Origin of the sequence: Gardnerella sp. KA00390 (assembly GCF_049244075.1) — a bacterium.
GTDB lineage: Bacteria > Actinomycetota > Actinomycetes > Actinomycetales > Bifidobacteriaceae > Bifidobacterium > Bifidobacterium vaginale.
This window is the reverse complement of the sequence record NZ_CP058372.1, coordinates 558,517-580,108: the sequence shown is the minus strand read 5'-3', so window position 1 is coordinate 580,108 and position 21,592 is coordinate 558,517. Positions and strand designations below refer to the sequence as shown.

Genomic DNA, 21,592 nt, shown 5'->3' with positions numbered 1-21,592 from the left:
AGCCTCTATAACCAAATGGTAATGATTAAAATTGCACTGAAAAGTGCTTGAGTACAGGAGTACACATGACGAGTCCTGTTATTGGCACCCCTTGGAAGAAGCTAAATGCTCCAGTTTCTGAGGCGGCCATCGAAGGCGTAGACAAGTATTGGCGCGTAGCAAACTATCTCGCAATCGGTCAGATTTATCTTCGCAGCAACCCTCTAATGAAGGAGCCATTTACTCGCGAAGATGTTAAGCATCGTCTGGTAGGTCACTGGGGCACTACTCCAGGCCTTAACTTCCTTATTGGACACATCAACCGCTTTATCGCTGATCACCAGCAGAATACTGTAATCATCATGGGTCCAGGCCACGGCGGCCCAGCTGGTACTGCTCAGTCCTACCTCGACGGCACATACACTGAATATTATCCAAAGATCACTAAGGACGAAGCTGGCTTACAGAAGTTCTTCCGTCAGTTCTCTTACCCAGGCGGTATTCCTTCTCACTTCGCTCCTGAAACACCAGGTTCCATCCACGAAGGTGGTGAGCTTGGTTATGCACTTTCTCACGCTTACGGCGCTGTTATGAACAACCCAAGCTTGTTCGTTCCAGCAATCGTCGGCGATGGCGAAGCTGAAACTGGTCCTTTGGCCACTGGTTGGCAGTCCAACAAGCTTGTGAACCCACGTACCGACGGTATCGTGCTTCCAATCTTGCACTTGAACGGTTATAAGATTGCTAACCCAACTATTCTTTCCCGTATTTCTGACGAAGAGCTTCATGAGTTCTTCCACGGCATGGGTTACGAACCATACGAGTTCGTTGCTGGCTTCGACGATGAGGATCATCTTTCCATCCACCGTCGTTTCGCTGACATGTTCGAAACCATCTTCGATGAGATTTGCGATATTAAGGCTGAAGCTCAGACTAACGATGTAACTCGTCCTTACTACCCAATGATCATCTTCCGCACTCCAAAGGGTTGGACCTGCCCGAAGTTCATCGACGGCAAGAAGACCGAAGGCTCTTGGCGTGCACACCAGGTGCCACTGGCATCTGCTCGCGATACCGAAGCTCACTTCGAGGTTTTGAAGAACTGGATGAAGTCCTACAAGCCTGAAGAGCTCTTCGACGAAAAGGGTGCTGTTAAGGAAGACGTTCTTTCCTTCATGCCAAAGGGCGAACTCCGTATTGGTGAAAATCCAAACGCCAACGGTGGTCGTATTCGTGAAGATTTGAAGCTTCCAAAGCTTGAGGATTACGAAGTCAAGGAAGTTAAGGAATTCGGTCACGGCTGGGGTCAGCTCGAAGCTACCCGTCGTCTTGGCGTTTACACTCGCGACATCATCAAGAACAACCCAGATTCCTTCCGTATCTTCGGCCCAGATGAGACCGCTTCCAACCGTTTGCAGGCTGCTTACGAAGTAACCAACAAGCAGTGGGATGCTGGCTACCTTTCTGGCTTAGTCGATGAGCACATGGCTGTTACCGGCCAGGTCACCGAACAGCTTTCCGAGCACCAGATGGAAGGCTTCCTCGAGGGCTACTTGCTCACTGGTCGTCACGGCATCTGGAGCTCTTATGAGTCCTTCGTACACGTCATCGATTCCATGTTGAACCAGCACGCAAAGTGGCTTGAAGCTACCGTTCGTGAGATTCCATGGCGTAAGCCAATCTCCTCTGTGAACTTGTTGGTATCCTCTCACGTGTGGCGTCAGGATCACAACGGCTTCTCACATCAGGATCCAGGCGTAACTTCCGTGCTCTTGAACAAGACCTTCAACAACGATCACGTAATTGGAATCTACTTCCCAGTAGATTCCAACATGTTGCTTGCTGTTGCTGAAAAGGCTTACAAGTCCACCAACATGATTAACGCCATCTTCGCTGGTAAGCAGCCAGCTGCTACTTGGTTGACTCTCGACGAAGCTCGCGAAGAGCTCGAGAAGGGTGCTGCTGAGTGGAAGTGGGCTTCCAACGCTAAGAACAATGACGAAGTTCAGGTTGTTCTCGCTGGTGTTGGTGATGTTCCACAGCAGGAATTGATGGCAGCTGCCGACAAGTTGAACAAGCTTGGCGTTAAGTTCAAGGTTGTTAACGTTGTTGACTTGCTCAAGTTGCAGTCCGCTAAGGAAAACAACGAAGCTTTGACTGACGAAGAGTTCACTGATCTCTTCACTGCTGACAAGCCAGTCCTCTTCGCTTATCACTCCTACGCACATGACGTTCGCGGCTTGATTTACGATCGTCCAAACCACGACAACTTCAACGTTCATGGCTACAAGGAGCAGGGCTCCACCACCACGCCATACGATATGGTTCGCGTGAACGACATGGATCGTTACGAGCTTACTGCTGAAGCATTGCGCATGGTTGACGCCGCTAAGTATGCCGACGAAATCAAGAAGCTCGAGGACTTCCGTCTCGAAGCCTTCCAGTATGCAGTCGACAAGGGTCTTGATCACCCAGACTACACCGATTGGGTATGGCCAGGCGTTAAGACCGACAAGCCAGGCGCTGTCACCGCTACCGCTGCAACTGCTGGCGATAACGAGTAGTTTTAAGCTATCAATGCTAAAATTGCTTAGCTGATTTTTAGGGAGTCAATCGAAAGGTTGGCTCCCTAAAAAATTAATAAAAAATATGCAAAAAATTAAAAAATCAGCTTGTTGTTCCGCAAATAGCTCTAAAATAACTAGAGGATTCTTCGTTTGATATGTAAATTTTTCAACGTTGAAATACGAAGAATAGTAAAACGAAAATGCAATGCAAAACGAAAATGCAATGCAAAATATAATAAACACAGACGCATCAAAGGAGAAAAGTCGTGTCGTTAGTTAACGTAACTATTATCAGCGCAGATTGCGCACAAAGTCGTAATGTCGTAGCACTAGGAGTTACAAAAGCTCTTTCAAGTCATTATCCAACAACTGTTTTTAGACCATCCGCAAAGCATGACGACGCGTTTACAAGCGAATTAATAGCATCAAGCAATACAAAACCGACTCTAGAACAAGTAATCGCAGCATGCCCATGCGCAGTTCGTAAAAACAAAGACACACTAAGAGGAGACATTGTAGCTCACTTCAACGAGCTGATTAGCGTGACGAACGCTCAAGGATGCGTTATTGTAGCAAGCGATTCTACTTCTGTATTTGATCCAGATTTATTCCGATTTGATGCAAGTGTGGCAGCCGACTTAGCTTCTCCAGTGTTCCTAAGCATTTGCGCAGAAGGCAGAGATAGCAAGCAAATCTTGCAAACAATCGAAGCACAATGTGCAAGCGTTAGCAAAGAATACACAAAAGTATTCGGCGTATTTGTAACTGATTGCAAAGAAGACTTAGCAAAAGAAGTAAAAGAAAACTACGCTCAAAACAATAATGGCACTCCACTTTGGACTTTGCCTTCTATAAGCGAATCAGAATCAGATAAATTCAACGACTATGTAGCAGATGAAGAGATTATTAGCGCTTTGAAACAGCCATTTAATGCACCTACTACCCCGTACGCCTTCCAATACAGCTTGCTTGGAAAAGCTAAAGCAAATAAGAAAACAATTGTGCTTCCAGAAGGCGAAGAAGACCGCATTCTAAAAGCAGCTGACTATTTGCTAGAACGAGACATTGTAAACCTTATTATTGTTGGAGAACGCGAATCTATTCTTGCAAGAGGACAAGAGCTTGGATTAAAGTCTCTTAGCAAAGCAAGCTTCCAGTCTATGAGCGACGAAGAGGTTCTTAGCAAAATGATTAGCAAGCTTTGCGAATTGCGCGCAAAGAAAGGCATGACCGAAGAGCAAGCTAGAGAACAGCTTAAAGACGCAAGCTACTTTGGCACAATGCTAGTAGTACTTGGATTAGCAGACGGACTTGTTTCTGGCTCTGTTAACTCAACAGCAAATACTGTGCGCCCTGCTCTTCAAGTTATTAAAACTAAGCCTGGATCTAAGCTTGTTTCTGGCGCATTCATTATGTGCTTTAAGGATCATGTAGCAGTATTTGCTGATTGTGCTATTAATCTGAACCCAGACGCTGAACAATTGGCTGACATTGCTCTTCAATCTGCACAAACCGCTAAAGCTTTCGGATTAGATCCTAAAGTTGGAATGCTATCTTATTCCACTCTTGGATCTGGAAAAGGCCCAGACGTTGATTTAGTTGAGGAAGCTACAAGGCTTGTAAAAGAAAAAGACCCAGATTTGAAAGTTGTTGGATCTATTCAATTTGACGCTGCATGGTCTGAAACTGTTGCTGCGTCCAAAGCTAAAGGAAATGATGTAGCAGGTCACGTAAATGTGTTTGTGTTCCCAGATTTATGCGCTGGAAACATTGGATATAAGGCTGTTCAGCGTTCTAGCGGCGCTTTAGCTGTTGGACCAATCCTACAAGGATTAAACAAGCCTGTTAACGACTTGTCTAGAGGAGCGTTGGTTCAAGATATTATTAACACTGTTGCTCTTACAGCATTGGAAGCACAATTCTAACAATAAATAACAAATTTAATAAATAGGTAAGTTCCTGCAGAGATTCTGACTAATAAAACCTACTCATTGTAGGAACTTACCTGTACACTTAAACGTGGCAATTTACTAGCCTTATCAACACTTTATGGAGGATTCCCTCATGGCAAAAACCGTTCTTGTTATCAATTCTGGTTCTAGTTCGATTAAATACCAGCTCGTCGATTTGGAAAGCGGCGAAGGTATTGCATCTGGTATTGTAGAAAAAATTGGCGAGCCAGTTGACGGACACTACAAGCACGTATTCAATGGCGAAAAGCATGAGTTTGACGAGCCAGTGCATGATCACGAGCAAGGCTTAAAGCGCGTACTCGGCTTCTTCGAGGAATATGGTCCAAATCTTTCCAAGTCTGGAATCGTAGCTGTTGGACACCGCGTTGTTCAGGGTGGCTTAACATTCCCTAAGCCTGCATTAGTAAACAAAAAGACCATTAATAAGGTGAAGGATTTGGCTGTTTTGGCTCCACTTCACAACGGTCCTGAGGCTGTTGGCGCTGAAGTCATGACTGAACTTTTGCCAGATGTTCCACAAATTATGGTGTTCGATTCTTCGTTCTTCCACGATTTGCCACAAGTTGCTGCAACTTACGCATTAAACAAAGATATTGCAAACCAGTACCACATTCGTCGCTATGGCGCTCACGGCACTTCCCACGAATACATTGGCTCTGTAGTTCCAAGCGTTGTTGGAAAGCCTGCAGAAGGCTTAAAGCAGATTGTTTTGCACATTGGCAATGGCGCTTCTGCTTCCGCTCAGATTTCTGGCAAGCCAGTTGAAACTTCTATGGGCTTAACGCCTCTCGAAGGTTTAATGATGGGCGGCCGCACTGGAGATATTGACCCAGCTGTAGTGTTCCACCTTATTCGCAACGCTCACATGAACGTAGACGAGCTTGATACGCTCTTCAACAAGCGTTCTGGCATGATGGGTATGACTGGCCACGGCGATTTGCGAGACATTCACAAGCTAATTGCAGAAGGCGACGAAGACGCTAAGCTTGCTCTCGGCGTGTACGTTCACCGCATTGTTGGCTATATTGGCAACTACACTGCTCAAATGGGCGGCGTGGACGTAATCACATTCACCGCTGGCGTTGGCGAAAACGACGAGATTGTTCGCGCTCTTGTGTGCGAAAAGCTTGCTCCATTCGGCGTTAAGCTCGATGAAGAGAAGAACTTGGTTCGTTCTAAGGAGCCACGCATTATTTCCACTCCAGATAGCTCTGTGATTATTGCTGTAATCCCAACTAACGAAGAGTTGGCAATCGCTCGAAAGTCTGCACAAATTGCAGAAGATGGAGTCGATTCTTACGGCAACAAGTTTGAACGCTAAATCGTAGTGTAAAACAACGTAACGTAAAAACGTAACACATAAATAATCCCGGGTTAAAAAAACTCGGGATTATTTGTTATTTAAGCATATTATTTAAGCTCACTATTTAGGCTCACTCTTTAAGCATGTTATTCCACATTGTTGGAAAATCAGGAAGCGTTTTGCGCGTAGTGGCAATATTTTTTACGCTTATATTAGATATACGAAGCCCTAACATTGATGCAAAAGTTGCCATGCGATGATCCGCATAAGTCTCCATCACTTCCCCATGCATATTTTTGCTAGGAATAATACGAATTCCATCTTCTAGCTCTTCTGCGCCTATTCCAACGCGTTTTAGTTCCGTAACTATTGCACTCAAGCGGTTTGTTTCGTGGCCTCTTAGATGAGCAATACCGTGCAACTCGCTTACACTGTCTGCAAACGCAAGAATCGCAGCAATACTTGGCGCAACCTCGCCAGCAGCAGCCAAATCAAGCGACTTAATAGCACGAATTTTTCCGCTACCAGTTACGCACAATGTTGAAGAATCTGATCTAGAATGCTCAAAAACAATTTTTGCGCCCATTTGCTCAAGAATCCCAGGCAACAACCCCCCAGGCTGAGTTGTTTTAAGCGGCCAATTAGGGATTTTAACGCATCCGCCAGCAATCAACGCTGCTCCAATAAAAGGCGCCGCGTTAGAAAGATCTGGCTCTACAACAACTTCATGCGGCAAAGTCAAATCATGCTCTTTAACACGCCATGCTCCACTTTCTGGCATATCTACCACTCCGCCAGCTTTGCGCACATCTTCCATTGTCATTTGAATATGCGGCATACTAGGCAATTTGCTTCCAATATGCTCGATTTGTAGCCCTCCTGGAACACGAGATGCAATTAGCAGAAGTGCAGATATAAATTGAGACGATGACGAAGAGTCGATACGAATAACGCGATTATTGCAAGAATTTTGCGCGTCATTTATACCATATGATTCAAGATTTTTAGGCGGAATAACGCTAAATGGTAAGAATCCGACTTTTCCGTGATATACGATTTTTGCGCCCAATTGTTCCAATCCATCTAGAACAGGCTTCATTGGACGAGCATATGCTTGCTCATCTCCATCAAATTTCACACAATTATTTGCAAACAGCGCTAAAGCCGTTACAAAACGCATAACCGTTCCAGCTAAGCCGCAATTAACAACCGCACAATCATCTACACTAAAAACGCCATTTTTGGGCGGAATAACGCAAATTGTTGTACCATCGCAGCTTAGCGAATCGCATTTAACTCCAAATACGCTTAGCGCGTTAATCATAAGTTCCGTATCTCTTGACCGCAACAATCCCTTTAGAACAACTGGTTTTTTACCAAGAGCTGCTAAAATCAAATAACGATTAGACAATGATTTGCTTCCAGGAATATTCACTGTTGCATTCAAAGGCATATTGCACGATGGAGCTTGCCAAACATCATCATGATTATAAGGATTCATTATTTCGCTCATATTATGAATACTATCTATAAATATGTACGCATTGTAATTTTCACAATGCTTTACATATGAATAAACGCATTATGCCAATATCCTGTTTGTATTGAAGCATATAAAGCAATAGCAGGAACAGCAATGCAAATTACATAAAATATCCAATCGTATGCTGTTAACTTCGATTTTCGTGCTGGAACACGTTTAATACTACTTCCAAAAGCCCTAGCTTCCATAGCTGTAGCAAGTTTCGTACCTCTGCGAATAGATAACACGAGCAAACCAAAAGATTGCGAAAGCATGCGCTGTAACGCTTTACCATCCGATATACCACGAGACCTGCGAGCTAAACCAAAAGCACGCCAATCATTTTGCAATAGACTAAACATTCTCAATCCAGCTAATGCTCCGTACACAAATCGTGGAGAAAAATGCAAAATCTGCACTAAGCCGTCTGCTAAATCAGTTGGATCTAATCCAATGGCTAATATAACGCCTGGAACTGCTACAGATGCAACACGAACAAACGTACAAATTGCCAAATACAATGATCCTTGGCTTATATGCATCCAGCCAAACTTAAATATATCATCTCCAGAACTTTGGCCATATAAAAGCACAGATATAAAGCTACCAGAAGCAGCAATCCAAACTGGCCAAGTATGGCGTAAAACATACCAAGGATTTACTCCAGCAATTGCAAATAACAGTATATCTAAACCAAATGCAATAGAAGCAGAAACAATATCTAATGTAACGAACATAGGCAAGCAAAGTAATAACGCTCCAATAAAACGACTTATTGGATTAAGCTTACGAATAAACCAAGAAGGCGAAACTAGTCGTTCACTTTCTAAACGTTTAGAAGACGCTGTTACATCAATATGCGAAACTTTTAATAAACTTTCAAAGTCTTTAACTTTAATACTAGACGATTCTTCTGCACTACTAGTTTTATTCACTTCTACTCATTCCCTTCGCTATAGTTATGAGCGGACTCTACGATTTTTTCGTACTCAACTCTTATTACTCTGGCATCTAAAGACTTTACAAGCTCATCATCGTGAGTAACCATAATCACCGCTGAGCCACTATCGCGGATTTGCGCAATAAGTTTTACCATTGCTGTCCAAGTTTTAAAATCTTGTCCAAAAGTAGGCTCATCCATAATAACAACACGCGGAGCAGCAGCTAAAAGCGTAGCTACAGAAAGTCTACGTTTTTCTCCTCCAGATAATGTGTAAGGATTAGCAAGAGCAAAACGCTTCAAATCCATACGTTCAAGCATGCTATCGGCAATATCGTAAGATTCCTTTTCGCTTTTTCCTTGCTTTTTAGGTCCTACAGCAACTTCATCTCTTACAGAAGATGTTATGAATTGATGTTCTGGCTCCTGAAACACCATGCCAACTCGCCCTAATAATTCTTGACTTTTCCAAGTAAAAAGATTATTTTTACGTCGTTTTGGCACATACTTTTCCATCATGCACACACTGCCAGCAATTGGTTTTAACAAGCCTGCAAGCGTTAACGCTAGCGTAGTTTTACCAGCACCATTAGGCCCCATTAAAGCCGTTACTTCACCAAAACGAAAAGCTACATTAACATGTTCCGCTAGTGGCAAAGTTCTTCCAAAAGAGCAATCATTAGTATAGAGCGCTACAGATTCTTCCGTATCTTTGATCTCGTCTTTGATCTCATCATCGCAATGTTTAGGAGCAAAAGATTTAACTGTTCTTCCTGGAACCCAAGCACCACCTTTTGCAAGCATATCGCCATATTTTTCAAAAACATCCTCAGGCTTACCGTCTGCAATAACGCATCCTACATTTGCATCATTATTATTTTCATCTTTTCCAATAACAATAACTCTATCAATCAAATCCAGCCACACATCAATATGATGTTCAACTACAATCATTGTAGAACCTGTTTTTTTAAGAATATTCGCTACAGCATCATGCACTTGCTGAACACCTTCAGGATCAAGATTAGCTGTAGGCTCATCTAAAAGCAGCAATCCAGGATGCATTGCAAGCACTCCTGCTAAAGCAAGACGTTGCCTTTGGCCTCCAGATAAAGATTGTGTTGAGCGTCTAAGACCCTGACTTCCTTGAGTAATATTGTCTAAACCAACAGCTTTTAGCGAAAGCTTTACGCGATTCCAAGTCTCTTCGCTGTTAACTCCAAGATTCTCACTTCCAAAAGCTACATCGTCACCTACTCTTTCAAGAATGATTTGAGAATCTGGATCTTGCATAACAAGTCCAACTTTTCCGCGAGCATCCCTAGCATGAACACCACCGACTAGAAGGCTACCTTCTTCCATGCCTTCTGTTTCATCGCCTAAAACACCTGCTAAACCAGCCATAAATGTGCTTTTTCCAGCGCCAGAAGCACCTAAAAGCAACACATGCTCACCAGGATTAATATCAATATTTACATTCCTCAACACAAAATCTTTGCGAGTAGCGTGTCTCCAACCCCAGTTTTTAGCAACTACGCTAGCTGGAGTCCATTCAGTTTTATTCACAAATTGCATACAAACAAACTTTCATTGCATAGCAAAATTTTCATTGCATAGCAAAATCTAAAATATAAAAATTGCATAACACAATCTCAAAAAATATAAAGTAAAACAAATATAAAATATAAGCATCATACGAGTAAACTACCGTGTTTTGTACTTTTTACACAAAACACGATAGTTTACAAGCTGCAATGAGTATTTAGATATAACTCACACTAATGCTTGAGGACGTCCTGATTCAAAACGATCAAGCACGCCCGTTGCAGCTAATGCTTTTTGAACAAACCACACTACAACGCCTGCAACAATAAAACCAGAAATAATAGAAGTAATTAGATTTGCAACAATATACTGAGTACTCCAGCCTTGACCGCCGCTAACCCAATTATAAATAAAGCAAGCTACGCCTGCTAACGATCCAGATATTGCAGTGGAAAGCAAATTCCATGTTTTATACATAAAGAAAATGAATGCAAGTTCAGCGCCAACACCTTGAATAATGCCGACGATTAACGATCCGCCAACACCCCATTGATTTCCTAACATAAGTTCCACAAAAGCAGCAAGAGTTTCAGCAAACAATGCAGCACCAGGCTTACGCACGATTATTGCAGCTAAAGGTCCAGCAAAAAGCCAAAAACCATTAGATAAACCTTCAGCACCAGGCAATAGGCTTGCAAAAAGATTAGTAGGAGCTGCGCACACAATATCCCAAGCCCAGAATAATACGCCAGATGCAACAGCGATAATAGCAGCTATGACGATATCAAGAATACGCCAGCGATTAGAATGTTCAATTGAAACATTAGTCATAATAAGTGCCTTTCTTCAATATTGAAAGATTTGGGCACGGGAAAAGAGCGACATCCGTTGCTAACATTACTTAGCACACGTTCAATCGGTCGAAGCTTTCGCTTCCTCTCAGCCAGAAACGGCTCCCGAGTCAAATATTTATAATCACAATGTAAGAATCCAACGCAAATAATGCATCAAAAACTCACCTTTTCAAGAATACACATAGAGTACTTTTTTGTATAGTAAGTGTTGAAAATGCAAATACGCAATTTTGTATAAGCACATTTATATAAGTACACAACTACGTACACAGTTTGATTAAAAATTACACAAAAACAAGCAAATACAAGCGAATACAAAAAAGTCGGGGTGACAGGATTCGAACCTGCGACATCCTGCTCCCAAAGCAGGCGCGCTACCAAACTGCGCTACACCCCGAGGCTTCCAAGCTGACTACCAGCTCCAAGCACAATCAACTACAATAGCGCACATCGCAGACAAACGCAAATTTGCAACACGCGCGATAGAATATAAATAGCATTGAAAATAGGCGATAGATTTTAGAGGTTAGCATGGGGCGTTTTCAGCGTGCAGAAGCGGCTGGATTAATAGCTTTTTTAGCTTGTGCAATATTCAGCATAGTCGTAATGTCTGTATACATGAAAACTATGCCAGCGATTTGGCAAGTTACGCAACGATTATTTACGGTAGCATCTGGAATAGTGGCTATTTGCAGCATGTGTACTTTTGTAGTCGGATATTTAAGAACACACAAAGAAATACTTAAAAAGAATTGGCTACAAATTGCAAAACATGCTTTTGAAATAATCGCATTATCTACGATTTATGGCGCAACAATGCTGCTTATGTCTTTCGCTCTGCTTTCTATAATCAATAGCATTATTGGAAGAAGCGCAGTAAACAGTTATCTTCCTGTACTTTGTTGTGCTTTAAGTGGAATTGTTGGATACGCAACTCTGGTTCAAGCGGAACTCTTAGAGGCGAAAACCGTTGCATCACTGCTACCACTATTTGTGATTTCTGGTGCAGCAACAGCTGGATTGACATCCGACGACCCGTATTGGTACAACAATAACTTCTCTCAACTAGGAGATAAAACAACATTTGCTGCAAGCATGTTTAATGCTACGCTGATTTTATCTGGAATATGCATTATTATTACAAGCTACTTTGCTATAACAGAGTTCGTTGCCACTCAGAAAGAAATTTTGCAACATAAAGACACTAATATTACAAAACACTTTAAAACTAGAACCACCATTATGGCTACATTACTAATTTTGGGGGGAATTGCGTTTATTGGCATAGGAACATTTAGATACACTCCTCACCCAGTTATACATGATTTATGTGCAAGAGGTGTTACTGGTCTTATTTGCACTATGCTTATTTGCCTTCCTTGGCTTGCTCCTAGACTTTCTAAAACATTCTACGTAGCTTCAGATTTAGCAGTAGTCCTTACCGCATGGGTTGGAAATCAATGGGTGCAGGGTCATAACACATTAACTAATGTAGAAGCATTATCTTGTTTACTCTTTTTAGGATGGATAATAGTATTTTCAAGACAGGTCGCTGCAATGCAAAGCGACCGTTTGCAAATTAAAATAAATGAACATTCTAAAAACAATATTCAATATGATATAGGTTAATCAATAAAAAAGTTGAGGCTTAGAATCTAGTTTTTAGAATCTAAGCCTCAATTAGTTTTATATATGAATATTTTTATGCTAGATTATTTTCTTCTTGATTTTCACTCATAAGCAGAAGGAAACTTCGCGATTGAGCAACAATATTGAATCCTGATTCATAATGCAATTGCGGTCCTTTTGGATTATGAGTGTCCACAACAAGAGTCCACTTTTCACCATAATTCTTATCTGGCAAAGTAAATGTTATAGGCTCATAATGCGCATTGAAAATAAGAAGGAAGTCATTATCTACCATTCTGCTTCCATACCAATCGGTTTCTGGAATATCTGAACCATTCAAATAAATCATTACCGAAAGAGCATGAGTATTACTCCATGCCTCCATATCCATAACAGAACCAGTATGATCAAACCATTCTACTTGTGGAATCTCTGAAACATCATCCCCTGGTTCTCGACCAGTAAAGAATCTACGCCTGTGAAGAACAGGATGATCTAGTCTTAAATGAATAAGCTTAGAAACAAAATCAAACATATCTTTTTGTGTGGAATTAAAATCCCAATTAATCCAAGAAATAGTATTATCTTGGCAATATGCGTTGTTGTTTCCATTTTGAGTACGCATAATCTCGTCACCAGCGCAAATCATAGGAATGCCCTGGCTCATCAACAAAGTTGAGAACAGGTTTCGCATTTGACGTTGACGAAGTTCGTTAACATCGTGAATATTAGTAGGACCTTCTACTCCACAATTCCACGAACGATTATCGTTAGCACCGTCGTTATTGCCTTCTTTATTCGCTTCATTATGCTTTTCGTTATAGCTCACCAAATCGTTCATAGTAAAACCATCGTGAGCGGTAATAAAGTTCACAGAAGCTACAGGCTTACGTCCATTTTGCTCATACAAATCCGAGCTTCCCATAAGTCGGCTTGCAAATTCAGGCAAAGTTGAAGGCTGCGAGCGCCAAAAATCGCGTACGCAATCGCGGTAGCGACCATTCCACTCGGACCAGCTTGGAGGGAATCCTCCAACTTGATATCCTCCTACGCCAATATCCCAAGGCTCTGCAATAAGTTTTACGCTAGAAATAATAGGATCCTGCTCAATAATGTCAAAGAATGCAGAAAGCTTATCTACTTCTTGGAATTGACGAGCAAGCGTTGCTGCCAAGTCAAATCGGAATCCGTCTACGTGCATTTCAGTTACCCAATAGCGCAAGCTGTCTGTGATTAGTCGCAATGCTTTAGGAGAACGCATAAGAAGCGAATTTCCAGTACCAGTAGTATCGAAGTAATGTCTCTGATCGTTATCTACAAGACGATAGTATGCGCGATTGTCGATTCCGCGGAAGCTTAAGGTTGGACCTCTATCGTTTCCTTCAGCGGTATGGTTGTAAACAACGTCTAGAATAACTTCCATTCCTGCAGCATGGTACGCCTTAACCATTGCCTTGAATTCGTTAACTTGCTCGCCGCGTTGTCCAGAACTCGAGTACGAATTCTGAGGAGCAAAGAATCCAATGGTGTTATACCCCCAATAATTGCTTAATCCCTTATTTTGCAAGAAAGAATCATTTACAAACTGGTGGATAGGCATAAGCTCAATAGCAGTAATACCAAGCTTTTTTAAGTAAGATATTACACTTGGATGAGCTAAACCTGCGTATGTTCCACGAATTTCTGGAGGAACATTACGATTTAAATTCGTCATTCCTCTAACATGAGCCTCGTAAATCACGCTATCGTGGTACGGAATCATTGGATGCTGGTCGTTACCCCAATCAAAATATGGGTTAATAACAGCTGCTTTCATAGTGTGATCTGCAGAATCCAAAGTGTTCATTGCGGCTAAATCATCTGGATTAGCAAACCAATACGAAAATAGGCTTTCGTCACCGTCAATATTGCCTTCTATTGCCTTTGCATAAGGGTCCAAAAGAAGTTTGTTTGGATTACACCATAATCCATGATTTGGATCATACGGTCCATGCACACGATAACCGTATCTCTGCCCTGGCTGTATTCCAGATATGTAAGTATGCCAAACGTAAGAATTCTGCTCGGTCATATCGATGCGAGTCTCATTGTCTTGCTCATCGAACAAGCATAGCTCAACATGCTTTGCCACCTCAGAGAACAATGCGAAGTTCACGCCTGCACCGTCGTAGGTAGCTCCAAGCGGATACATAGAACCTGGTCTAATTTGCATAATTCAAGTATTGCATATATTTATATAGTTTTCATTAATACTGTAGGCGATTCTTTATAAAAGATGAAAAAGATTTAAAAATAATCACAATTAACGCATAATAAAAAAAAAATATGAATTATATTTATGTGCTAATTTCCCTTTAAAACCAACGCAACACGCCAAAAACATCCTTTAACCACATTGATTGAAAAATCTGGTAATTCGTTTTTAGTGTTGATGAAATAGCAATATGACATATAAGCAAAACGAATATTGCACGGATGGCGTGGGATTAAAAGAAGAAATTTTAAATCGCATAGCAGAAATTGAAGTAGAACTATGCGATTTTTCAATCCCTAATAAAACAATAGGAAATCTTGGAGAAGAATACGCATCTCTAAAACTAATTCTTAAAAATTGGATTCTATTAGACAGAAATTGGCATAGTCGTTTTGGAGAGCTTGATGTTGTGATGATGGATCCGTTTGGAAGAATTGTATTCATAGAAGTAAAAACGAGACGAAGCGTAAGATTTGGAACTCCACTAGAAGCAGTAACAAACGAAAAATGCTTAAAAACACATAAAGCTGGATTTAAGTGGTTAGACGAGCACAACTTTTTTAAACACAGAAAAATACGATTCGACGTTGTATCAATACTAATTTCAAAAGATAAAAATATTCAACTACGTCACATTTTAGGAGCATTCTAATGGTTATTGGAAACGCATTATCTGTAGGATTACTGGGCTTGAAAGCCTTTACAATACAATTGCAGGCATTCATATCTAGTGGATTGCCAGGATTCTCTATTATTGGTCTTCCTGACACCTCTTTAAGCGAGGCGAGAGAACGAGTTAAATCAGCATATACATCTTTACGCTGCGAATGGCCAGAAACAAGGTTAACAGTGAATCTTTCACCTGCGTCTATGCCAAAAAGTGGAGCATCTTACGATCTTGCAATTGCAGCAAGCATACTTAGTGCTAGAGGAATTATTCCACTTAACGAGCTAGAAAATACGATTATTTTAGGAGAACTTAACTTAGATGGGTCAGTTCTACCAATTCAAGGCATGCTACCAATTTGTTTATATGCCAAGCAAAAAAATATTACAAAAATGATTATTCCCTACGAAAATCTTTCAGAAGCCAAGCTGATAAATGGAATTGAAGTAATTGGGATTAAACACATTTTAGATTTGGTAGACGAACTAAACGGGAAATTAGAAAACAAGGCTAGACCGATTGCCGAAAAGAACAGAGAACGAGCATTAAAAGCAATTAACCCTTATGATCATCTTCATATTAAAGAAATCGATAATACAAGACTCTATTCCAAATCAGCGCTTAACGATAATACGACTTCAAACATGAATAATACGGATAATGTTGATCCAATAAAAAGCGCCAATCCGCTAGGAGAAATCGGTGATATGTCGGAAGTATTAGGGCAAGAACACACAAAGTGGGCATTGCAAGTAGCTGCAGCTGGCGGACACCACGTTATGATGATTGGACCTCCAGGATCTGGTAAAACTATGCTGGCATCTAGAATGCCAAGCATCATGTGCCCACTAAACGAACAAGAACAGCTTGAAGTGGCATCTATTAGGTCACTTTGCGGAACACTACCATACTATGGAATAACAGATGTTCCGCCTTTTGAGGCACCTCATCATACATCTTCTGCAGCATCTCTTATAGGAGGAGGCGCAGGTCTAGCCAAGCCTGGAATAATAACTCGTGCACATTGTGGAGTTTTGTTTATGGATGAAGCTCCAGAATTCTCACCAAGAGTTTTGCAAACTCTTAGAGAACCATTGGAATCTGGTCATATAGCTGTTTCAAGATCTAAAGGAACAACATTATATCCTGCTAAATTCCAACTTGTTATCGCAGCAAATCCATGCCCATGCGGATACGCCTATGGCAATGGCGAACGATGCACATGCAAAGAGAAGGAACGAATACGTTATTTTTCTAGACTTTCTGGACCAATTCTAGACAGGATTGATATTCAAATGGATGTTCCACCTGTAGAAAAAATTATTACTTCAAAAGCGCAATCAGAACATGGATCTAGTCAAATGTCAGAAAAAATTCTAACTAGTGCAATGATGCGAGAAAACGTAAAAAACGCAAGGCTGGTTGCTCAAAATCGTTTTAGAAAACTCGGATGGAGTTGTAACGCTCAAGCGTCTGGAACATGGCTTAGAAAATACACATCTAAATACGCTATTGAGTTGATTAATAAATCACTTGAAAACCACAAGTTGAGTTTACGCGGAGCAGATCGAGCTTTAAGGCTTGCATGGACTTTAGCTGATCTTTATGGGCACACTTCTCCAGATTTAACTGACATGGCTCAGGCAATTAGTTTAAGGACCAGAATATGAACAATATTAGTAGCATAAATGGCAACAACAATACTTACAGAATAGATAACGATACTTTATCGCGCGCAATACTCACATTTTGTATTGATGGCGCAGATGCAATAATGTACACACTTGTAATAGGGTCAGTAAACACTGGCAGTATTGTGGAAGCACTTCACCTTATTTGCGAATCTATAAGTGAATCTATTGGTAAAACAAAAAACAAGCAGCTAGAATTAAATCTGCAAAATGGCTGCTGTCAAGATGATTTTTACATAGACGGATCTTTAGAAAACCAGACTAAATCGAATTTAGATGATTTAGAAAATAATGGAAAAATTCTTAACATTATAAAAAATCACTCAAAAGTTTCTGTTTTAGAAGAATATTTTCTGAAAGGTCTTAAAATATGGGGAAGCAATAATGCTGACAATAAAATTGCTATTAACAATTTTGATATATTACACAGATCCATTAAAAAATGGTGTTTAAGACTAAAACAATTGCCTTCTTGGGATTCAAATCAACTTAAAAGATGGTTTAGTTCTAACGGAACGCAATGGATTATTTCACCAAACAGTAAATATTGGCCAAAACAGCTACAAGATTTAGCAACCCAATGCCAAGTAGCTCCCCCATTGTGTTTGTGGGGAATTGGAGATCCCAACGCGCTTATTCAATGTAATCAGCCACTTGCGATTGTTGGCTCTAGAGGTTGCAATGACTACGGATACGAGCTTAGCTTTACATTCGCTAAATCGTGCGCTAAAAAGGGGCACACAGTTATTTCTGGCGGAGCTTATGGTATTGACGCTGCAGCTCATTGGGGAACCTTGGATGCTTTAGACTCTCATGTAGCAAATGTTAATCCTGTTGGCAAAACAATTGTTGTTTTTGCTGGAGGTTTGAACAAAATGGGACCTTCAAGCAATGCTCAACTTTTTGATGCGATTCTTTCTAGCGGCGGAGCATGTATTAGTGAACTATGTCCAGACACTACTCCTGTTGCACGTAGATTCTTACTCAGAAATCGCCTTATTGCGGCTATTGCTAGCAAGGTAATAGTATCTCAAGCACGATTACGATCTGGAGCTTTAAACACAGCAAACTGGGCGAATAGCTTAAATCGCGAGATTTATTCTGTTCCAGGAGATGTAACATCACCGAGTAATGCTGGATGCAATATGCTTATTCACGATGGAAAAGCTATGATGATATGTTCACAAAATGATATAGATAGTATCTATCCTAATTCCCACCATTATTTGCCACACTCTTTAAGCAATAACAATATTATTCCAGATACGTGTAATGATTTTCAAAAAATTGTATTGAAAGCAATTCAAGAGTGTAAGAGCAAAAAAATATGCGCAAACATTGACAATATACACGCAATCATGCTTCATACAAACTCAAATAATGATTTTTCAATATCTAAGATTTCTGGAGAAATAGCAATTCTTGAATTAAATGGAATAGTCAAAAACCAAAATGGTGTTTTTAGTTTAAATAGGAAAAATCTTAAATAAAAAGCAGAAAATATGAGAAAATAAATGTTATGCAGTCAAACTTGAGTCAGCAAAAAGAAAATACTACTACAGTTAAAGAAAAAACTGTGCAAATACAAGTAGAGCAATCATCATACGATGTTGTGATTATCGGCGCAGGAGCAGCAGGACTTTCTGCAGCACTGGGATTAGTGAAATCTGAAGAATATAAAACGCTAAAATCTCAAGGAAAACAGCCTAAAATATTAGTGATTTGCAAGCTTCAAGCGTTAAGGTCTCATACAGGTTCTGCCGAAGGTGGAATCGCAGCATCATTAGGAAACATAGAAAAAGATTTCTGGCAATGGCACTATTACGACACCGTTCACGGTGGAGACTGGTTAAGCGATCAAGACGCAGCAAAAATGCTAGCAAAAGAAGCTAGAGATACAGTTATTGAACTAGAACACTTTGGAGTTGCCTTTTCTAGAACAGAAGATGGTCATATTAATCAAAGATTTTTTGGTGGGCATACTGCCGACTTCGGTCAGCAGCCAATTAGACGAGCTGCGTACGCTGCAGACAGAATTGGACACCAAATTCTATACAGCCTATGGCAAAAATGCATAGAGGAAAATATTAAAATCGAAGAAGATATTTATGTAACAGACCTTGCTATAAACCACAAATCTAATAGCGTAGAGGGCATAATCGCGCTAAACGAAAAAAGTGGAAAAGTAGAAAAAATATGTGCAAGAAATGTTCTTATAGCAACTGGTGGAGCTGGAAGACTATTTTCAACAACATCTAATTCCTGGGATTTAACTGGGGACGGAATGTCTTTAGCACTAAACGCAGGATTGCAACTAGAAGACATAGAGTTCATACAATTCCATCCGACTGGTCTAGCTCATACTGGAATATTGCTTTCGGAAGCAGCTCGAGGAGAAGGCGGAGTTCTTAGGAATTGCAAGAATGAAGCATTTATGAAAAACTACGACGACACGCATGCGGATTTAGCTCCAAGAGATGTAGTAAGCAGGTCGATTGTATCAGAAATAGATGCTTTAAGAGGCGTTGAAGATACTACTAGCAGCATTGATAGAAAAGATTGCGTATGGCTAGATATGACTCGTATAGAAAAGCAACATATGCTGAGTGCTCTTCCACAGGTTGTAGAAACTATTGAAAAATACGCTCATCTTGATCCATCAAAAGATCTTATACCTATTAGACCTACAGCGCATTACACGATGGGGGGAATACCCATATCGCTTAACGGGCAAGTTTATAAACTGGTTAATAATAAAAAACAGAGAATAATAGGATTATATGCCGCAGGAGAATGCGCATGCTCGGGAGTACATGGAGCCAATCGCCTTGGCGGAAACTCTCTTCTTGATGCATGCCTGTTCGGAAAACTATCTGGTAAGTCTATTGCAAAAGAATTAAAAGAACAAAGTCAGGAAAAAAGTCAGGAAAAACACGAAGAGCATATAGTAGATACATCAAAAAATGTGTACGATAGCACTCCTAATACTTTTGAAAATCTAGACAAATTATCAGAAAATCGTGTACAAGAGATAATCGGTCTTATTCAAAATACAAGCACATCTAGCAACACAACAAACCCATATAATCTACTAGAAAAACTAGAAAATATTATGGAAAATGCTGCAGCGGTTAGATGCAGCGAAAATACCCTTAAAGATGCTTTGCAAAAAATCGATACGATTATTATTCCGCAAGCTAAAATTCTTGTTTTACATTCACAAAATCTTGTTTTTAATCAAGAGCTAATTGCTATTTGGGAATTACAAAACATGATTACGCTTGCAAAATCGGTTCTGCAAGCATCACTTGCAAGACATGAATCTCGTGGAGCATTCACAAGATTGGACTATCCAAAACGTAATAACAATCAAAATCCACAACATTCTATAGTGGATTCAAGCGGCGAAGTGCAAAATATTCCAGTAATAATTGTCGATTTTGACCCAAACAAGCCTATTAATCATCAAAATAAGGATGAAATTAACAAAATTATGACAAAAATAGATTAATTTTCAACACGCCGAAGCAAAGAGTTAAAAAAGATGTTATAGTTCTATCTGTTGTCTAAAACACCCGTCCGGGTGGCGGAATGGTAGACGCGCTAGCTTGAGGTGCTAGTGCCTATTTGTACAGGCGTGCGGGTTCAAGTCCCGCTCCGGACACGGAATGAAGTCTTGCTGAGAAATCAGCAAGACTTTTCTGTTTTTTCATATTCATATCCGCTAATCGCGCTGATCAATCACTCTAATTAATCACATAATTCCAAGGGTCAAAAGCTCTACCAATCCAAGAAACATCCAACGATTCACCAAAATTCTTGTATATAGAATCATGAACATCTTGCACAGCATACTTAAACCACAACGACTCAATGGCACTATGAGGAGTGTTTATAAGCATGGGCTTAATAATATTAGAATTTTCTAATTTTGCTTCATACACAGCCTGCTCGTACGCGTCCGTTGCAGGATGATGCCTTAAATCACTTGTTACATACACATCTGCTCCGCAAGCGCGAACTTCATCAAATAAAGAATCACCTGAACCTGGAAGAACAGCTATTTTACTAACCATTGCATTAATATCTCCACACACTTGAATGCCTAGATTAGTAGTAGGCAAAGCGTTAAAAACGCGCATAGCAAACTCTTTAAGCGTGATTTTTTGTTCAAGCACTCCAACTCTGCCAAGACCAAGAGAAAGGTCATTATTACTTGCTGGAACAAGAGGATGCAAATCTTTAAGACCAAAAGCATTAGCTGCAGCATCCGCCACTCCCCTAAAAGCCGCGTCCGCATTAGTGTGACCGACCCACAAGCCACAATGATTTTCAATAAGTGTCTGAACTATTTTTCCGCGAACAGAAAAACCAGAAACTTCATGAACTGACCTAAAGAATAAAGGATGATGAGAAACAATCAAATTAGCACCCATTTTGCATGATTCTTCAACAGCTTCTAAAGTTGGATCAGATAAACAAACTATCTTATTCACCTTATCCGTAGGATTTCCAACAATTAGTCCAGGATTATCCCAAGATTCAGCAAGATTTAGAGGATACAAGTCTTCTAAAACATTAACAACATCAACTAAAGTTGTCATATTCTACACCTTTATAATAAACCTACAATAAACCTACAGCGGACTTTACAATAATTCTCACAAA

14 protein-coding genes and 2 tRNA genes are annotated in these 21,592 nt (G+C 40.5%); 9 read left to right on the top strand and 7 right to left on the bottom strand.

The genetic code is table 11. The features are described 5' to 3' along the window. The first annotated feature begins 65 nt into the window (after window positions 1-65). The 3 genes from HXT53_RS02175 (at window position 66) to HXT53_RS02165 (ending at window position 5,840) form a co-directional block, all read left to right on the top strand. Complete coding sequence (locus tag HXT53_RS02175) at window positions 66-2,543, top strand: phosphoketolase (RefSeq protein WP_004112522.1); 2,478 nt, start codon at window positions 66-68, stop codon at window positions 2,541-2,543. A 269-nt stretch (window positions 2,544-2,812) separates the two neighbouring features. Further along, window positions 2,813-4,471: a phosphate acetyltransferase gene (gene pta, locus HXT53_RS02170; RefSeq protein ID WP_075038544.1), complete on the top strand. Its 1,659-nt coding sequence runs from the start codon at window positions 2,813-2,815 to the stop codon at window positions 4,469-4,471. Between the two features lie 139 nt (window positions 4,472-4,610). Beyond that, the gene (locus tag HXT53_RS02165; RefSeq protein ID WP_009994803.1) at window positions 4,611-5,840 is read left to right on the top strand and encodes an acetate/propionate family kinase; all 1,230 of its coding nucleotides are present in this window, start codon (window positions 4,611-4,613) and stop codon (window positions 5,838-5,840) included. Window positions 5,841-5,952: 112 nt separating this feature from the next. Here the strand turns inward: HXT53_RS02165 and aroA are convergent, their stop codons facing one another. From aroA to HXT53_RS02140, 5 genes are all read right to left on the bottom strand, one after another. Beyond that, complete coding sequence (gene aroA, locus HXT53_RS02160) at window positions 5,953-7,323, bottom strand: 3-phosphoshikimate 1-carboxyvinyltransferase (RefSeq protein ID WP_174143006.1); 1,371 nt, start codon at window positions 7,321-7,323, stop codon at window positions 5,953-5,955. Between the two features lie 62 nt (window positions 7,324-7,385). Further along, on the bottom strand, window positions 7,386-8,279 hold the full coding sequence (locus HXT53_RS02155; RefSeq protein ID WP_174142760.1) for a CbiQ family ECF transporter T component: 894 nt from the start codon (window positions 8,277-8,279) through the stop codon (window positions 7,386-7,388). Between the two features lie 2 nt (window positions 8,280-8,281). Beyond that, complete coding sequence (locus tag HXT53_RS02150; RefSeq protein WP_020760170.1) at window positions 8,282-9,859, bottom strand: ABC transporter ATP-binding protein; 1,578 nt, start codon at window positions 9,857-9,859, stop codon at window positions 8,282-8,284. Between the two features lie 198 nt (window positions 9,860-10,057). After that, window positions 10,058-10,660, bottom strand: coding sequence for an ECF transporter S component (locus tag HXT53_RS02145; RefSeq protein ID WP_004115544.1), 603 nt, complete (start codon window positions 10,658-10,660; stop codon window positions 10,058-10,060). Window positions 10,661-11,006: 346 nt separating this feature from the next. Then, window positions 11,007-11,080 (bottom strand) — tRNA-Pro (locus HXT53_RS02140). Between the two features lie 134 nt (window positions 11,081-11,214). On the opposite strand from HXT53_RS02140, the gene HXT53_RS02135 reads away from it, so the two are divergent. Further along, window positions 11,215-12,312 (top strand): hypothetical protein, encoded by a 1,098-nt coding sequence (locus tag HXT53_RS02135; protein WP_004118270.1) that lies wholly within the window; start codon window positions 11,215-11,217, stop codon window positions 12,310-12,312. Between the two features lie 73 nt (window positions 12,313-12,385). Here the strand turns inward: HXT53_RS02135 and glgX are convergent, their stop codons facing one another. Further along, the gene (glgX, locus tag HXT53_RS02130) at window positions 12,386-14,524 is read right to left on the bottom strand and encodes a glycogen debranching protein GlgX (RefSeq protein WP_415682107.1); all 2,139 of its coding nucleotides are present in this window, start codon (window positions 14,522-14,524) and stop codon (window positions 12,386-12,388) included. Between the two features lie 232 nt (window positions 14,525-14,756). Between glgX and HXT53_RS02125 the strand changes: the two genes are divergently transcribed. From HXT53_RS02125 to HXT53_RS02105, 5 genes are all read left to right on the top strand, one after another. After that, entirely contained in the window at window positions 14,757-15,218 is a 462-nt protein-coding gene (locus HXT53_RS02125; protein ID WP_004112513.1) for a YraN family protein, read from the top strand. Further along, window positions 15,218-16,903, top strand: a complete 1,686-nt coding sequence (locus HXT53_RS02120) for a YifB family Mg chelatase-like AAA ATPase (protein ID WP_004574938.1) — start codon at window positions 15,218-15,220, stop codon at window positions 16,901-16,903. Before HXT53_RS02125 ends, HXT53_RS02120 begins: the two co-directional genes overlap by 1 nt. Next, entirely contained in the window at window positions 16,900-18,414 is a 1,515-nt protein-coding gene (dprA, locus tag HXT53_RS02115; RefSeq protein ID WP_014554687.1) for a DNA-processing protein DprA, read from the top strand. The genes HXT53_RS02120 and dprA overlap by 4 nt, the downstream gene beginning before the upstream one ends. A 29-nt stretch (window positions 18,415-18,443) precedes the next feature. Next, window positions 18,444-20,435: an FAD-binding protein gene (locus tag HXT53_RS02110; RefSeq protein ID WP_041160649.1), complete on the top strand. Its 1,992-nt coding sequence runs from the start codon at window positions 18,444-18,446 to the stop codon at window positions 20,433-20,435. A 66-nt stretch (window positions 20,436-20,501) separates the two neighbouring features. Then, window positions 20,502-20,588, top strand: a tRNA-Leu gene (locus HXT53_RS02105). Window positions 20,589-20,670: 82 nt separating this feature from the next. Here the strand turns inward: HXT53_RS02105 and HXT53_RS02100 are convergent. After that, window positions 20,671-21,528 (bottom strand): Nif3-like dinuclear metal center hexameric protein, encoded by an 858-nt coding sequence (locus HXT53_RS02100; RefSeq protein WP_101887864.1) that lies wholly within the window; start codon window positions 21,526-21,528, stop codon window positions 20,671-20,673. Window positions 21,529-21,592 lie beyond the last annotated feature (64 nt).

What these genes read in the sequence shown, in the direction of transcription:
- HXT53_RS02165 (WP_009994803.1), top strand. Translation starts at nt 4,611, where the DNA reads ATGGCAAAAACCGTTCTTGTTATCAATTCTGGTTCTAGTTCGATTAAA.
- HXT53_RS02120 (WP_004574938.1), top strand. Translation starts at nt 15,218, where the DNA reads ATGGTTATTGGAAACGCATTATCTGTAGGATTACTGGGCTTGAAAGCC.
- HXT53_RS02145 (WP_004115544.1), bottom strand. Translation starts at nt 10,660, where the DNA reads ATGACTAATGTTTCAATTGAACATTCTAATCGCTGGCGTATTCTTGAT.
- HXT53_RS02110 (WP_041160649.1), top strand. Translation starts at nt 18,444, where the DNA reads ATGCAGTCAAACTTGAGTCAGCAAAAAGAAAATACTACTACAGTTAAA.
- dprA (WP_014554687.1), top strand. Translation starts at nt 16,900, where the DNA reads ATGAACAATATTAGTAGCATAAATGGCAACAACAATACTTACAGAATA.
- HXT53_RS02125 (WP_004112513.1), top strand. Translation starts at nt 14,757, where the DNA reads ATGACATATAAGCAAAACGAATATTGCACGGATGGCGTGGGATTAAAA.
- glgX (WP_415682107.1), bottom strand. Translation starts at nt 14,524, where the DNA reads ATGCAAATTAGACCAGGTTCTATGTATCCGCTTGGAGCTACCTACGAC.
- aroA (WP_174143006.1), bottom strand. Translation starts at nt 7,323, where the DNA reads ATGAATCCTTATAATCATGATGATGTTTGGCAAGCTCCATCGTGCAAT.
- HXT53_RS02175 (WP_004112522.1), top strand. Translation starts at nt 66, where the DNA reads ATGACGAGTCCTGTTATTGGCACCCCTTGGAAGAAGCTAAATGCTCCA.
- HXT53_RS02150 (WP_020760170.1), bottom strand. Translation starts at nt 9,859, where the DNA reads ATGCAATTTGTGAATAAAACTGAATGGACTCCAGCTAGCGTAGTTGCT.
- HXT53_RS02100 (WP_101887864.1), bottom strand. Translation starts at nt 21,528, where the DNA reads ATGACAACTTTAGTTGATGTTGTTAATGTTTTAGAAGACTTGTATCCT.
- HXT53_RS02135 (WP_004118270.1), top strand. Translation starts at nt 11,215, where the DNA reads ATGGGGCGTTTTCAGCGTGCAGAAGCGGCTGGATTAATAGCTTTTTTA.